Here is a 14,452-nt window from a genome sequence, read left to right on the forward strand (position 1 = left end):
TTGATCCAGTATCTCGCCGCGGCCGCCACCGCCGTGCCCATGGCGGACCATGTCCGCTTCGCCGATGTCGGCCTGCATCCCGACGTGTTCACGATCGGCTTCTTCACGCTGCGCTGGTACAGCCTGGCGTACATCGCCGGCATCCTGGTCGGTTGGTGGTACCTGCTGAAGCTGCTGGCCCAGCCCGGCGCGCCGATGGCCCGGCGCCATGCGGACGACCTCGTCTTCTACGCGACGCTCGGCATCATCCTGGGCGGGCGGCTGGGCTACGTGCTGTTCTACGCGCCCGACATGATCCTGCATCCCTTGCGCATCCTGCGGCTGTGGGACGGCGGCATGAGCTTCCACGGCGGCGTGATCGGCACGTCGCTGGGCATCGTCCTGTTCGCGCGCAACAACAGGCTCCAGTGGCTGCGCATCCACGACTATGTCGCCTGCTGCGTCCCCTTCGGCCTGTTCTTCGGGCGGCTCGCCAATTTCGTGAACGGCGAGCTGTGGGGCAAGCCGACCGATGTCGCCTGGGGCATCGTCTTCGAGCGTACCGTGCCGTTCGGCCTGATCGAGCCCGCGCGCCATCCCAGCCAGCTGTACGAGGCGGCGCTGGAGGGGGTGCTGCTGTTCCTCCTTCTCGCCTACGCCTTCTGGCGCACCCGCGCGCGTTATCAGCCCGGCCGCCTCACCGGCCTGTTCCTGGTCGGCTACGGCATCGCCCGCTTCACCGTGGAGTTCTTTCGCGAGCCCGACCAGCAGCTGCGCGCCTTCGCCGAGGCGACCGGCCTGCACATGGGCCAGTGGCTGTGCGTGCCGATGATCCTGGGCGGCGCCTGGCTGATGGCGACCGCGCCCAAGCGGCGCGTGCGCGTCGAGCCGATCGCGGGGACCGAGAGCGTCGCGTGAGCGGAAGCGATCCTGCCCTGCCCGAGCGGCTCGCCCGCGCCATCGCGCTCGCCGGGCCGATGCCGGTGTCGCAGTTCATGGCCGCCGCCAACGCGCATTACTACGCCACGCGCGATCCCCTCGGCACCGCGGGCGACTTCGTCACCGCGCCGGAGATCAGCCAGATGTTCGGCGAGCTGGTCGGCCTGTGGTGCGCCGACCTGTGGGACCGCGCCGGCCGCCCGCGGTGCCACTGGGTCGAGCTCGGCCCCGGCCGCGGCACGCTCGCCGCCGACGCGCGGCGCGCGATGACGAAGGCGGGGTTCGAGCCGACGATCCACCTGGTCGAGACCAGTCCCACCCTCCGCACCGCGCAGGCCGAACGCGTTCCCGACGCGACCTGGCACGACACGGTCGACACGCTGCCGACCGACGGCGCGCTCCTCGTCGTCGCCAACGAGTTCTTCGACGCGCTGCCGATCCGTCAGTTGGTGGCGACGCCCGCCGGCTGGCGCGAGCGGCTGGTAGCGTGTCAGGACACGCTGTTCCTGCCAATCGCGGGCAGGCCGGTGCCGGACGAGGTCGTGCCCGCGCCCTTGCGCGAGGCGGCGCCCGGCAGCGTGCTGGAGGTATCGCCCGCCGCCGTCGCGGTCGTCCGTACGCTCGCCGCGCGACTGGCGGCGCAGGGCGGGGCGCTGCTCGCGATCGATTACGGCCATGAGGGCCCTCTGCTCGGCGAGACGTTGCAGGCGGTGCGCGGCCACGGCTTCGCCAATCCGTACGAGACGCCCGGCGAGGTCGACCTGTCCGCACACGTCGATTTCACCACCCTCGCCGCCGCGGGTCAGGCGGGCGGCGCGGTCGCCTGGGGGCCGGTCGAGCAGGGCGAGTGGCTGGTCAAGCTCGGCATCGACGCGCGTGCCGCCGCACTCGCCCGCGCCGCCCCCGACCGTTCGGAGGCGCTGGTCGCCGATCGCGCCCGGCTGGTGCAGGGCATGGGTGCGCTCTTCAAGGCCTTGGCGCTCACCGCCCCCGCCTGGCCACATCCCGCAGGGTTCGCATGATCCGTTATCGCGACGCCACCGCCGCCGACCTGCCCGCCATCGACGCGCTGTTCCGCCGCAGCTTCGTCGCGACCTTCGGCACGCTCTACGCGCCCGCCGACCTCGCCACCTTTCTCGCCGGCTTCTCGGCCGCGGCATGGGCCGACGAGTTCGCCCAGCCCGGCGTCGCGATCCGCCTCGCCGAGGAGGAGGGCGTGCTGCTCGGCTACGCCAAGATCGGCGACCAGAAACTGCCGGTGGAACCCATCGGCGCCGCGGTCGAACTGCGCCACCTCTACCTCGACGTCGCCGCGCAAGGGCGGGGCATCGCCGACGCGCTGCTCCACTGGACGATCGAGACGAGCCGGGCACGCGGTGCGGGCGAGCTGTTCCTCTCGGTCTTCGTCGACAACACCCGCGCCAAGCGCTTCTACGCGCGACGAGGATTCGAGGCGATCGGCCGCTACGAGTTCCCCGTCGGCGACCATGTCGACCAGGACGACCTGATGCGGCTGGTGTTGTGAGCGAGGGCGTCGACGTCATCCGCTCCGCGGCGCTCGGCGGCGTGCCGCACGGCTTTCTCGGCCGGCGCGGCGGCGCGTCGAGCGGCGTGACCGCCGGGCTCGACATGGGGCGGCGCGGGGCGGAGTTGATCGGGCCGGAACTGGCCGAGAACCGCCGCCGCGCGGTCGCCGCGGTGCTGCCGGGCGCCGACCTTCGCACCCTGTGGCAGGTCCATTCCGCCGAGGTCGTCACCGTCGGTGCCGAGTGGAACGAGGACGCGCGGCCCCACGCCGACGCGCTCGTCACCGATCGGCCGGGCGTGCTGCTCGGCATCCTGACCGCGGACTGCGCGCCGGTACTGTTCGCCGATCCGGCGGCGGGCGTCGTCGGCGCCGCGCACGCGGGGTGGAAGGGTGCGCTCGCCGGCGTGACCGACCGGACGATCGACGCGATGGAGGCGATCGGGGCCGACCGTTCCCGCATCGCCGCCGCGATCGGACCGTGCATCGCGCGCGCCAGCTACGAGGTCGACGACGCCTTCCTGACGCGATTCTGCGAGGCCGATGCCGAGAGCGACCGCTTCTTCGCGCCGGGACGCGCCGGCCATCACCGCTTCGACCTGGAGGCCTATGTCGCCGCCCGCCTCGCCCGAGCGGGTATCGGCCGCATCGAGGCGCTCGGCCTCGACACCTATGCCGCGCCGGCGCGTTTCTACTCCTATCGCCGCGCGACGCACCGCGGCGAACCGGATTACGGGAGACAGATCGCCCTGATCGGCCTCCCACCAGCGGAGCGGATCGGCTAGAGCCTTCGCTCAAGGAGAGTAGCATGGCCGATATCGACAACGAGACCGAAGCCGACGTGACCGGCGTCGCGGCCACCGCGCCGAAGGACGACACGCCCAAGCGGATCGGTGATCGCAAGCTCAAGCCGTCGACGCTGATGATGGGCCACGGCTTCGACCCGGCGCTGTCGGAGGGGTCGCTGAAGCCTCCGATCTTCCTCACCTCGACCTTCGTCTTCCCCAACGCCGCCGCGGGCAAGCGCCATTTCGAGGGCGTGACGGGCAAGCGGCCGGGCGGCGCGGACGGGCTGGTCTACTCGCGCTTCAACGGGCCGAACCAGGAGATCCTGGAGGATCGCCTGGGCATCTGGGAGGAGGCGGAGGACGCGCTCGCCTTCTCCAGCGGCATGGCGGCGATCGCGACCCTGTTCCTGTCGATGGTCAAGCCCGGCGACACCATCGTCCACTCGGGGCCTTTGTATGCCGCGACCGAGACGCTGATCGCGCGTATCCTGGGCCGGTTCGGGGTCCACTGGCTCGACTTCCCGGCGGGCGCGACGCGCGAGGAGATCGACGCGGTGCTGTCCAAGGCGGCGACCGGCAACGTCGCGCTGATCTACCTCGAATCGCCCGCCAATCCGACCAACGCGCTGGTCGACGTGCAGGCGGTGCGCGCCAGCCGCGACGCGATCTTCGCGAACAGCCCGACCAAGCCGCCGATCGCGATCGACAACACCTTCCTGGGGCCGCTCTGGTCGCAGCCGCTGAAACACGGGGCGGAGATCGTCGTCTACTCGCTGACCAAATATGCGGGCGGCCATTCGGACCTGGTCGCGGGCGGCGTGCTGGGATCGAAGGAGCATATCAACACGATCCGATCGATGCGGAACACGATCGGCACGATCTGCGACCCCAATACCGCCTGGATGCTGCTGCGCTCGCTGGAGACGCTGGAATTGCGGATGAGCCGGGCGGGCGAGAATGCGGTCAAGGTGTGCGAGTTCCTGCGCCAGCACCCCAAGGTCGACAGCATGGGCTATCTCGGCTTCATCACCGACGCGCGGCAACAGGACATCTACGACCGCCACTGCACCGGCGCGGGTTCCACCTTCTCGCTGCTGGTGAAGGGCGGCGAGGCGGAAGCGTTCCGGTTCCTCGATGCGCTCAAGATCGCCAAGCTGGCGGTGTCGCTGGGCGGGACGGAGACGCTGGCCAGCCATCCGGCGGCGATGACGCACCTGTCGGTGCCGGAGGCGCGCAAGAAGGCATTGGGGATCACCGACAATCTGGTGCGCATCTCGATCGGGGTGGAGGATGCGGACGACCTGATCGCCGATTTCGACCAGGCGTTGGCCGCGATCTGATGCCGAATTTCACCAACATCGCGCACGACGCGTTCGTCGCGGCGGTGTGCGACCTGGCGGCGCAGCTCGCCGCCGACGACTGGACGCCCGATTTCATCATCGGCGTCGGGCGCGGCGGGCTGGTGCCGGCGGTGTTCCTGAGCCACGCGAGCGGGCTGCCGATGCTGTCGGTGGATTATTCGAGCCAGGTGAAGGATTTCGCCGACGAGCCGCTGGTGAAGCTCGCCACACGCACCCGCGCGGGCGAGCGCCTGCTGTTTCTCGACGACATCAACGATTCGGGACGGACGATCACGCATCTGCGGAGGGCACTCGCCGCGGCGGGGGCGGTGGACGGAGCGGTGCGGTTCGCGACGTTGATCGACAACGAACGATCGGCGGAGCGGGTGGACTATCGGCACCGCACGATCGATCGGGCGGTGACGAAGGACTGGTTCGTGTTCCCGTGGGAGGCGGTGGCGCCGGCGACCTCGATAGCGGAGGATGCGGCGGCGGTGCCGGAGCGGCTTGCCTGACCACGTCAAAGTTCACGGTTGCTTGACTCGATTGACCCCCAGAACAAAACGATCGAGGCCGATCGTTTCCGAAAGCGGCAATGAGAAAGAGCGTGTCCGGCGGCGGTTCGGCAGGATCATAGCAGTCGCCCGACTTGTAGGACAGCGAGTGTCTGGACTAGCGAAGGCGACGGTGGAGGACGGCTCGCCTCACTCCCTTCGTCACCCCGGACTTGATCCGGGGTCTATGGTTCCGCCAGAGCGGACAGCGTTGCTCTCGCGGACGGATGGCCCCCGGATCAAGTCCGGGATGACGGGAGCCTACCCGTCCAGGCCTCACCCCCCGCCGACGCGTTCGATATCGGCGCCGACGGCGGACAGTTTCTCCTCCAGACGCTCGTAGCCGCGGTCGAGATGGTAGATGCGGCTGACTTCGGTCTGCCCTTCCGCGGCGAGGCCGGCGAGGATCAGGCTCATCGAGGCGCGCAGGTCGGTGGCCATCACGGGTGCGCCGACCAGCTTCGGCACGCCGCGCACCACCGCGGTGCGGCCCTGGACGAGAATGTCGGCGCCCATGCGGGCCAGTTCGGGCACGTGCATGTAGCGGTTCTCGAAGATCGTCTCCGTCAGCACGCTGGCGCCATCGGCGAGGCAGAGCATCGCCATGAACTGCGCCTGCATGTCGGTGGCGAAGCCGGGATAGGGCGCGGTCGACAGCGTCAGCGGGCGCAGCGGTGCGTGGCTGGCGGAGACGCAAACCGAGTCCTTGCGCAACTCGACCAGCACGCCCGCGTCCGCCAGCGAGGAGAGGGTCGCGCCCATGTCGTCCGCGCTGACGCCGGTCAGCTCCAGCGTGCCGCCGGTGATCGCGGCGGCGCAGGCGTAGGAGCCCGCCTCGATCCGGTCGGGCATCACCGAGTAGGTCGCGCCGTGCAGGCGGTCGCGGCCCTCGATCGTCAGCGTCTCCGTCCCGATCCCCTCGATCGAGGCACCCATCGCGACGAGGCAGCGGCACAGGTCGACGATCTCCGGCTCGCGCGCGGCGTTCTCGATGACGCTGGTGCCGCGGGCCAGCACCGCCGCCATGACGACGTTCTCGGTCGCGCCGACCGAGACGACGGGGAAGCGGTAATTGCCGCCCGCCAGCCGCCCGTCGGGGGCGACCGCGCGGACGTAGCCGGCCGCCATCTCCAGCTCCGCCCCAATCGCCTCCAGCGCCTTGAGGTGGAGGTCGATCGGGCGGTTGCCGATCGCGCAGCCGCCGGGCAGCGACACCCGCGCCTCGCCCGCGCGCACCAGGATGGGGCCGAGCACCAGGATCGACGCGCGCATTTTCCGCACGATGTCGTACGGCGCCTCGGTCGAGGTGAGTTCCTTGACCTGAATGGTCATGGTGCGGCCGAACTCCTCCGGTCGCGTTCCTTCGATCGCGGTGGAGGCGCCGAGCTGGTTGAGCAGATGGCCGAAGCCGTCGACATCGGCGAGGCGCGGCAGGTTCTTCAGCGTCAGCGGCTCGTCGGTGAGCAGCGCGCAGGGCATCAGCGTCAGCGCCGCGTTCTTGGCGCCGGAAATGGGCAGGCGGCCGGACAGGCGGTTGCCGCCGCGAATAATGATGCGATCCATGGTGAAGGCTCTATCGCCTCGGTGCCGCCGTGCAAGACCGACCCTCCGCAAGCGGGCGCTTGATCGACTTTAATGCAAGACTTTCCGCCTGTTGGTTAAGCCGTCACGGCAGGGAGACTGTCGTCAGTGCTAGAATGTCGCCTCACCGATCGGCTCGGTGACTATATAGACCTGACGTCCGACGAGCGGACGGCGGTGGATCGCCTTACCGAGCGGGAGCTGCGCCTGCGTCGCGGCGCGACGTTGCTGCGCGAGAACGATCGCCCGGGCGAGTTGTATGTGCTGACGCGCGGCACCATGATGAGCTACGTCCTGCTCGACGACGGCAGCCGCCAGATCGTGCGCTTCCTGCTGCCGGGCGACCTGGTCGGGATGGCGGGCGTGATCTACCAACAATCGCCCGAGACGATCACGGCGTCGACCGATTGCACGGTGGCGCCGTTCGACCGGGCGCTGCTCGGCATTCTGGTCGACAAGCATCCGCGGCTGGGCGCGCTGTTGCTGGCGCTGGCGCAGATGGAGCGGGTGGTATGCACCGACCGGCTGGCCGCGATCGGCCGGACGACGGCCAAGGCGCGCGTCGCGGCGCTGCTGTTGGAGGTACGCGACCGGTTGCGGCAGCTGGACGCCAGCATCGTCGACACCTTCGCGCCCGGCATCACGCAGGAGGAGATCGGCGACGCGACCGGGCTGACCGCGGTGCACGTCAACCGCATGCTGCGCCAGCTGGAGGACGACGGGCTGATCGCGCGCGAGGGCGGGCGGATCACGCTGCTCGACGGGCCGACGCTGGCGCGGATCTCGAGCTACGTGAACCGGTACGCGGGGTTCGACCTGGGATGGTTGCCGCCGGCGCGATAAGATCGACGAAAGCTGGAGTTGATCGATTGCGTCGGGCTCGATCGACGCCGATGCCGTTCAGCCAACGCATCGACCCCGGCGGAGGCGAGACCTCTGCGAAACTACTTCGTCATGCCGGACTTGTTCCGGCATTCACCGTGCCGCAAGCCAATAAGCTGTTGATTTCGCGGAACCGTGGACCCCGGATCAAGTCCGGGGTGACGAAAGAAAAGATGCTTTTGGAGGAGTTTCGCAGGGATCTCGCGGAGGCCGGGGTCCAGTCGCGGAGGTCGATGTGGCGGGAGTGCCGGGCTCGCTACCGCCGTCCTCCAACTGGGCCCCGGCCTTTGCCGGGGTACTCGCTGAGTTGGATGGGCGTCGGCTTCATCCTAAGGGCCAGCCGGTCGACGTGCTTGGCACGACCTAATCAGGTGAGTTCACCACCACCGGAACGCGGATCAGGCCTTTTCCAGCGTGCACTGGAGCGGATGTTGGTTCTGGCGGGCGAAGTCGGCGACTTGCCCCACCTTGGTTTCCGCCACCTCGTAGGAGAACACGCCGCAGACGCCGACGCCGCGCTGGTGGACGTGGAGCATGACGCGGGTCGCCTGTTCCATGTCCATGCGGAAGAAGCGTTGCAGGCAAAGGACGACGAATTCCATCGGGGTGTAGTCGTCGTTGAGCATCAGCACGCGGTACGGTGTCGGTTGCTTGGTCTTGGCCCGCGTCTTCGTGGCGAGGCCGGCGCCCGTTCCATCGCTGTCGTCGCCGCGTCGCTCGGCCATGGTGGTGTCGATGTGCATGAGGCTTCGGAAATAATGCCGCGGGGGGTGTGTCGGCAAGGGCCGGATCGCGGAAAATGGTCGGATACGAAAAGGGCGGCCGCATCGCTGCGGCCGCCCCCTTGTTGGATCGGGCTCGCGCTTACGCGGCGATCTTGATCTTCTCCGCGGCGATCGCGACGCGGTTGGAGATCGGCTGCGCGATTTCACCGGCGAGCTTCAGCGACGCCTCGGTACGACGCGAGGTCTGCTGCACCAGCATGTCGAACGCCGAACGGGCGAAATCGGCCTGGAGCTTCATGAACTCGGTCGGCGACTTGACGGTGGCGAACGTCTGCATCGCCTGGCTGGCGTCCTCGAACGACGACTTGGCGGTGGCCATCGCGTCCTGGCTCATCGACTCGAAACCGCGCGCGGCGATCTTCGACGACTCGACCAGCGCCTCGATGTTGCCCTTGTTGAACTCGGTCAGCTCGGCAAGGAACTGCTGGCCCTTCTCGACCGCGCCCTTGGTGCGATCCTGCACGTCGGCGAACATCGCCTTCGCCTTGTCGGTCGTGTTGTCAGCGGTGTTCTGGATGGTGGCGTTCACGTCCATGGTCTTGTCCTCGGCTACGGTTGCGGGGGTAGTTTCGATGGTGACGGGCGCGGGGGCGAGATCGGCCGGTGCGACGAGCGGCGCCGCCGCGATGTCGGCGGCGTCGTGCGCGGCCTCGATCGCGGGAGCGGCTTCCTCGGCCGTCATCGGTTCGACGGGCGTCGCCGGTGCCGTGGGGATCGACTGCGTCGCCGCGGTCGGCAGCTTGCGCCGCGCACCCTTGTTGCCGGAAGTCGACATGCTTCATCTCCGCCTATGCTGCATTGCACAATAAGCGGCGACGGAGATAGTTTCAAGCGGTTCTTTGTTGCACCGCAACAAAAATGTCAGCGGGCGCGGACGTAGCGGCCGGGCGCGGGCTCGATCGCGGGCAACGCCCCCTCCCCCGGCACGCGCGCGCCGGTGGCGGCGACGGTGGCGGCGTCGCGGCCGCGCAGCCAGCCGAGCCAATCGGGCCACCAACTGCCCTTGGTCTCGGTCGCCCCGGCGACGAACTCGTCGAGCGTCGCCGGAGAGCCGTCGTTGGTCCAATATTGGTATTTGCCGGCGGCGGGCGGGTTGACGACGCCGGCGATATGGCCCGATCCGGCGAGAACAAAGCGCAACGGCCCGGCAAAGTGATGCGTCAGCTTCCACACGCTGGCGGCGGGGGCGATGTGATCCTCCCGTCCTGCCTGGACGTAGGTCGGCGTCGCCACGCGGGTGAGGTCGAGCGGCACGCCGAGCGCCGACATCGCGCCCGGCACCACCAGCTTGTTGTCGCGGTACAGGTCGCGCAGGTAGGACAGGTGCCACCCCGACGGCAGGTTGGTGACGTCGCCGTTCCAGTGAAGCAGGTCGAACGGCCGATGATCGTTGCCGAGCAGGTAGTTGTCGGCGACGTAGTTCCAGATCAGGTCGCGACCGCGCAGCGCGTTGAAGGTGGCGGCCATGACCCGCCCGTCGAGAAAGCCCTGCGGCGACATTTGCTCGAGGAGCGCGAGCTGCTCGTCGCCGACGAAGTGGAGCAGTTCGCCCCCTTCCGCGAAATCGACCTGCGCGGTGAAGAAGGTGGCGCTGGCGACCCTGTCCGCCTGACCGCGCGCGGCGAGCACCGCCAGCGTCGCCGCCAGCGTGGTGCCGGCGACGCAGTAGCCGACGGTGTGGACGGCCGGCACGCCGAGCAGGTCGCGGATCGTGTCCACCGCGTCGAGCTGCGCGGCGACGTAATCGTCCCAGGTCACGTCCTTCATGCCGGCATCGGCGGATTTCCACGACACCATGAACACGGTGACGCCCTGCTCCACCGCCCAGCGGATCAGGCTCTTCTCCGGCGTGAGGTCGAGGATGTAGAAGCGGTTGATCCAGGGCGGGAAGATGACGAGCGGCGTCGCCAGCACGTCGTCGGTGGCGGGCGTATACTGGATCAGTTCGTACAGCGGCGTGCGCTTCACCACCTGGCCGGGCGTGGTGGCGAGGTTGCGGCCGAGCTCGAACGCCCCTTCCGGCACATGGCTGAGCTGGCCGCGGTTCAGATCGTTGAGGAGGTGGCCAAAACCCTTGGCCAAGCTCTCGCCCCCCGTCTCCACCGCGCGGTCGATGACCTGCGGGTTGGTGAGCGGGAAGTTGGTCGGGCTCATCGCGTCGATCAGGCCGCGGGCGGCGAAGCGCATCCGCTCGCGCTGCTGCTCGTCCAGGCCGGGAACCGCGTCGACGCCGCGCATCATCGCTTCCTCCCACCAGCGGTAGGAACGGCGCATCAGGTCGAAACCGGGGTCCTCGCGCCAGCGCGGGTCGGCGAAGCGCTTGTCCTTGGCCTCGGCGGGCGTTTCCTCGCGCGCGGGCACGGCGGGGTCGAGCGCGCGGCCCCACAGCGACAGCCCCTCCATGTACCAGGCGCGGGCGCGCTCCAGCGTGTCCGGATCGGTCAGGCCGGGGACCAGCGGCCAGCCGCCCATGCCGGGCGGATGCGGGTCGGTCTGGTCGGAACGGTCTGCCATGGCGCTCTCCTCGACGCTGCCATAGCCGATCCCGGTTGGCTTCGCGACCGTGTCGCCGTTAAGAACGACGCGAGACTGAAAGGCCCGCCGATGTCCGACGAATTCTACCGCATGAAGCGCCTGCCCCCCTACGTGATCGCCGAGGTAAACGCGATGCGGGCAGCCGCGCGGGCGGGCGGCGAGGACATCATCGATCTCGGCATGGGCAATCCCGACCTGCCGCCACCCGACCACGTGCTGGAGAAGCTGGTTGAGGTGGTGCGCAAGCCCGACGCGCATGGCTACTCGCAGTCCAAGGGCATCCCCGGCCTCCGCCGCGCACAGGCGAACTATTACGGCCGCCGGTTCGGCGTCGACGTCGATCCCGAGACGGAAGTGGTGGTGACGATGGGATCGAAGGAGGGGCTCGCCAGCCTCGCCACCGCGATCACCGCGCCCGGCGACGTGGTGCTGGCGCCCAACCCGTCCTACCCCATCCACACTTTCGGCTTCATCATCGCGGGCGCCACGATCCGCGCGGTGCCGACGACGCCCGACGAGGCCTATTTCGAGTCGCTGGAGCGGGCGATGGCGTTCACCGTGCCGCGGCCTTCGGTGCTGGTGGTGAACTATCCGTCCAATCCGACGGCGGAGACGGTCGACCTCGCCTTCTACGAGCGGCTGGTGGCCTGGGCGCGCGAGAACGAGGTGTGGGTGATCTCCGACCTCGCTTATTCGGAGCTCTATTACGACGGCAAGCCGACCGTCTCGATCCTCCAGGTGCCGGGCGCCAAGGAGGTGGCGGTCGAGTTCACCAGCCTGTCCAAGACCTACTCGATGGCGGGATGGCGGATCGGCTTCGCGGTGGGATCGGCCAAGCTGATCGCGGCGATGACGCGGGTGAAGTCGTACCTCGACTATGGCGCGTTCACGCCCATCCAGGCGGCGGCGTGCGCGGCGCTGAACGGGCCGCAGGACATCGTCGCGCGCAATCGCCAACTCTACCACAAGCGACGCGACGTGCTGGTGGAGAGCTTCGGCCGCGCGGGATGGGACATCCCCTCGCCTGCCGCGTCGATGTTCGCCTGGGCGCCGCTGCCGCCCGCGCTGGCGCATCTCGGCAGTCTGGAATTCTCCAAGCAATTGCTGACGCAGGCGCAAGTCGCAGTGGCGCCGGGCGTCGGCTACGGCGAGAACGGCGAAGGCTTCGTGCGCATCGCGCTGGTCGAGAATGAACAACGGCTGCGCCAGGCGGCGCGCAACGTGAAACGGTATCTGCAATCGATGGGGGTGAACGTGCCGCTGGGGAAAGCGGCGGGGTAAGCGCGCGAGCGATCTCTCGGCGGGCGTTCGCCAGCTTGCCTTCGTCATGCCGGGCTTGTCCCGGCATCCAGAGCCACGAAGGCTGACGCTGCTTTACCTGAATGCCGGGACAAGCCCGGCATGACGGAACGGTTCGACTAGACCCGTTCGGCGGCGTTCACCGTTTCCAGCGCCCGTAGCGCCGCCAGCAGGCGCATCAGTTGCTGCACGTCGTGGACCTCGACATCGATGACGTTGTTGTGGAAGCGGGCGTCGCGGGTGTCGAGACGCAGGTTGATGATGTTGGCCTTGTGCTGGCCGATCACCGTCGCCAGCACACCCAGCGCGCCGGGTTCGTTCTTCACCGTCACCGCGATGCGCGCGGTGGCACCGGCGGTGTCCTCGCCCCATTGCACGTCGACCCAGTCGGTTTCCCCGTCCGAGCGTTCGGCGAGTTCGGCGAGCACGGCGCAGTCGATCGCGTGGACCTCGATCCCCGCGTCCGGGCGGCGCAGGCCGACGATGCGGTCGCCGGGCACCGGGCGGCAGCAGTCGGCCAGGTCGTAGGCGACGCCGGCGGTCAGCCCCTTGATCGACAAGGCGCTCGACTGCGGCGCCGCGGCGGCGACGTCGGCGCCGGCGGAGCCGGGCATCAGCGCTTCCATCACCGCCGCGTCCGACAGCGTGCGCCGCGCGATCGCCACCATCAGCGCGGCCTCGTCGGCGAGCTTCAGCCGTTTCAGCGCGTGGGTCAGCGCATCCTGCCCGAGCTGCGCGGGCAGCCGCTGGACGATGTCGGCATAGAGCTTGCGGCCGAGATCGAGCTGCTCGGCCCGCTCGACGCTACGCAGGTGGCGGCGGATCGCGGCCTGCGCCTTGCCGGTGATCGCCAGGGTGAGCCAATTGGCCTGCGGGCTCTGCCCGGCGGAGCGGAGGATCTGCACCTGGTCGCCGTTCTCGATCACCGTCGACAGCGGCACGACGCGGCCGTTGATCTTGGCGCCGACCGCCTGGTCGCCGAGATCGGTGTGGACGGCATAGGCGAAGTCGACCGGCGTCGCGCCCTTGGGCAGCTGGATCAGCTCGCCCTTGGGGCTGAAGGCGAAGATGCGATCCTGGTACATCGCCATGCGCGTGTGTTCGAGCAGCTCTTCCGGGCTGTCGGCGGTATCGAGAATCTCGACGAGATCGCGAATCCAGCTGACATTGGCGTCGTGGCGGGTCGCCTGTTTGTAGCTCCAGTGCGCGGCCAGGCCGAAATCCGCCTCCGCGTGCATGTCCGGCGTGCGGATCTGGACCTCGATCCGGTTCTGGTCGCCCGTCACGATGGTGGTGTGGAGCGAGCGATAGCCGTTGCGCTTCGGCGTCGAGATGTAATCCTTGAACCGCCCCGGCACCATCGGCCAGCGGCGGTGAATGACGCCCAGCGCGCGGTAGCAATCCTCCTCCGTCGGCACGATCGCGCGGAAGGCCATGACGTCGGACAGCTGCTCGAAGCTGACGTGCCGCTCGGTCATCTTGCGGAAGATCGAATAGGGATGCTTCTCGCGGCCCGACACCTCCGCCTCGATCCCGGCGCGGCTGAGGAGGAGCTTCAGCCCCGACGAGATGCGCGAAATGCGATCGCCGCCGCCGACCTTCAGCTGCTCCAGCCGACGCGTGATGCTCTCGTACGCCTCGGGTTCGAGCTGCTGGAAGGCGAGCGTCTGCATCTCCTTCATGAACTCGTACATGCCCACCCGCTCGGCGAGGGGCGCGTAGATGTCCATCGTCTCCTTGGCGATGCGGCGGCGCTTCTCGGGTTTGCCGATATGGTGGAGCGTGCGCATGTTATGGAGCCGGTCGGCCAGCTTCACCAGCAGCACGCGGATGTCGTCGGACATGGCAAGGAGGAACTTGCGCAGATTCTCGGCGGCGCGCTCACTCTCGGTCTGCGCCTCGATCTTCGACAGCTTGGTGACGCCCTCGACGAGGCGGGCGACGTTGGCGCCGAAGATGCGCTCGATCTCCTCCGGCGTCGCCACCGTGTCCTCGACGGTGTCGTGGAGGATGGCGGTGGCGATCGTCTCGTCGTCCAGCCGCAGGTCGGTGAGGATGCCCGCCACCTCGATCGGGTGGCTGAAATACGGATCGCCGGACGCGCGCTTTTGGCTGCCGTGCGCGTGCATCGAGAAGACATAGGCGCGGTTGAGCAGCGCCTCGTCGGCGTTCGGATCGTAGTCGAGGACGCGATCGACGAGTTCATATTGGCGCAGCACGCGCCCTAGATGGAGGGGCGACGTGC

General features: G+C 68.8%; 13 protein-coding genes. 8 read left to right on the forward strand and 5 right to left on the reverse strand.

Annotated features, from left to right (window positions below; genetic code table 11):
- Nucleotides 1–39: 39 nt before the first annotated feature.
- The 6 genes from lgt to BM145_RS07870 are packed head-to-tail and all read left to right on the forward strand — an operon-like array spanning nt 40 to nt 5,086.
- Nucleotides 40–897: a prolipoprotein diacylglyceryl transferase gene (gene lgt / locus BM145_RS07845; protein WP_093333198.1), complete on the forward strand. Its 858-nt coding sequence runs from the start codon at nt 40–42 to the stop codon at nt 895–897.
- Nucleotides 898–956: 59 nt separating this feature from the next.
- A complete protein-coding gene (locus BM145_RS07850; protein WP_245739188.1) occupies nt 957–1,940 on the forward strand; it encodes a class I SAM-dependent methyltransferase in 984 nt (327 codons plus the stop codon).
- Nucleotides 1,937–2,443 carry a GNAT family N-acetyltransferase gene (locus tag BM145_RS07855; RefSeq protein ID WP_093333062.1) on the forward strand — a complete coding sequence of 169 codons (507 nt, stop codon included), beginning with the start codon at nt 1,937–1,939 and terminating at the stop codon, nt 2,441–2,443. Before BM145_RS07850 ends, BM145_RS07855 begins: the two co-directional genes overlap by 4 nt.
- Nucleotides 2,440–3,228 carry a peptidoglycan editing factor PgeF gene (gene pgeF, locus BM145_RS07860; protein WP_093333063.1) on the forward strand — a complete coding sequence of 263 codons (789 nt, stop codon included), beginning with the start codon at nt 2,440–2,442 and terminating at the stop codon, nt 3,226–3,228. The genes BM145_RS07855 and pgeF overlap by 4 nt, the downstream gene beginning before the upstream one ends.
- Before the next feature lie 23 nt (nt 3,229–3,251).
- Complete coding sequence (locus tag BM145_RS07865) at nt 3,252–4,571, forward strand: cystathionine gamma-synthase family protein (protein ID WP_093333065.1); 1,320 nt, start codon at nt 3,252–3,254, stop codon at nt 4,569–4,571.
- Nucleotides 4,571–5,086 (forward strand): phosphoribosyltransferase, encoded by a 516-nt coding sequence (locus BM145_RS07870; protein ID WP_093333066.1) that lies wholly within the window; start codon nt 4,571–4,573, stop codon nt 5,084–5,086. The genes BM145_RS07865 and BM145_RS07870 overlap by 1 nt, the downstream gene beginning before the upstream one ends.
- A 315-nt stretch (nt 5,087–5,401) precedes the next feature.
- On the opposite strand, the gene murA is transcribed toward BM145_RS07870, so the two are convergent.
- Nucleotides 5,402–6,688, reverse strand: a complete 1,287-nt coding sequence (murA, locus tag BM145_RS07875) for a UDP-N-acetylglucosamine 1-carboxyvinyltransferase (protein ID WP_093333068.1) — start codon at nt 6,686–6,688, stop codon at nt 5,402–5,404.
- A gap of 126 nt (nt 6,689–6,814) precedes the next feature.
- Here murA and BM145_RS07880 point away from each other — a divergent pair, with 126 nt between their 5' ends.
- On the forward strand, nt 6,815–7,549 hold the full coding sequence (locus BM145_RS07880) for a Crp/Fnr family transcriptional regulator (RefSeq protein WP_245739175.1): 735 nt from the start codon (nt 6,815–6,817) through the stop codon (nt 7,547–7,549).
- Nucleotides 7,550–7,986: 437 nt separating this feature from the next.
- Here the strand turns inward: BM145_RS07880 and clpS are convergent, their stop codons facing one another.
- From clpS to BM145_RS07895, 3 genes are all read right to left on the reverse strand, one after another.
- Entirely contained in the window at nt 7,987–8,313 is a 327-nt protein-coding gene (clpS, locus tag BM145_RS07885) for an ATP-dependent Clp protease adapter ClpS (RefSeq protein WP_093333201.1), read from the reverse strand.
- A gap of 139 nt (nt 8,314–8,452) precedes the next feature.
- Complete coding sequence (locus tag BM145_RS07890; protein ID WP_093333069.1) at nt 8,453–9,148, reverse strand: phasin family protein; 696 nt, start codon at nt 9,146–9,148, stop codon at nt 8,453–8,455.
- Between the two features lie 86 nt (nt 9,149–9,234).
- Nucleotides 9,235–10,845, reverse strand: coding sequence for a PHA/PHB synthase family protein (locus BM145_RS07895; protein ID WP_245739189.1), 1,611 nt, complete (start codon nt 10,843–10,845; stop codon nt 9,235–9,237).
- Between the two features lie 132 nt (nt 10,846–10,977).
- Here BM145_RS07895 and BM145_RS07900 point away from each other — a divergent pair, with 132 nt between their 5' ends.
- Complete coding sequence (locus tag BM145_RS07900) at nt 10,978–12,189, forward strand: LL-diaminopimelate aminotransferase (RefSeq protein ID WP_093333072.1); 1,212 nt, start codon at nt 10,978–10,980, stop codon at nt 12,187–12,189.
- A 137-nt stretch (nt 12,190–12,326) separates the two neighbouring features.
- Here BM145_RS07900 and BM145_RS07905 read toward each other — a convergent pair whose 3' ends face one another.
- On the reverse strand, nt 12,327–14,426 hold the full coding sequence (locus BM145_RS07905; protein WP_093333074.1) for a RelA/SpoT family protein: 2,100 nt from the start codon (nt 14,424–14,426) through the stop codon (nt 12,327–12,329).
- Nucleotides 14,427–14,452 lie beyond the last annotated feature (26 nt).

The sequence above is a fragment of the Sphingomonas rubra genome (genome assembly GCF_900115745.1).
Taxonomy (GTDB): domain Bacteria; phylum Pseudomonadota; class Alphaproteobacteria; order Sphingomonadales; family Sphingomonadaceae; genus Sphingomonas; species Sphingomonas rubra.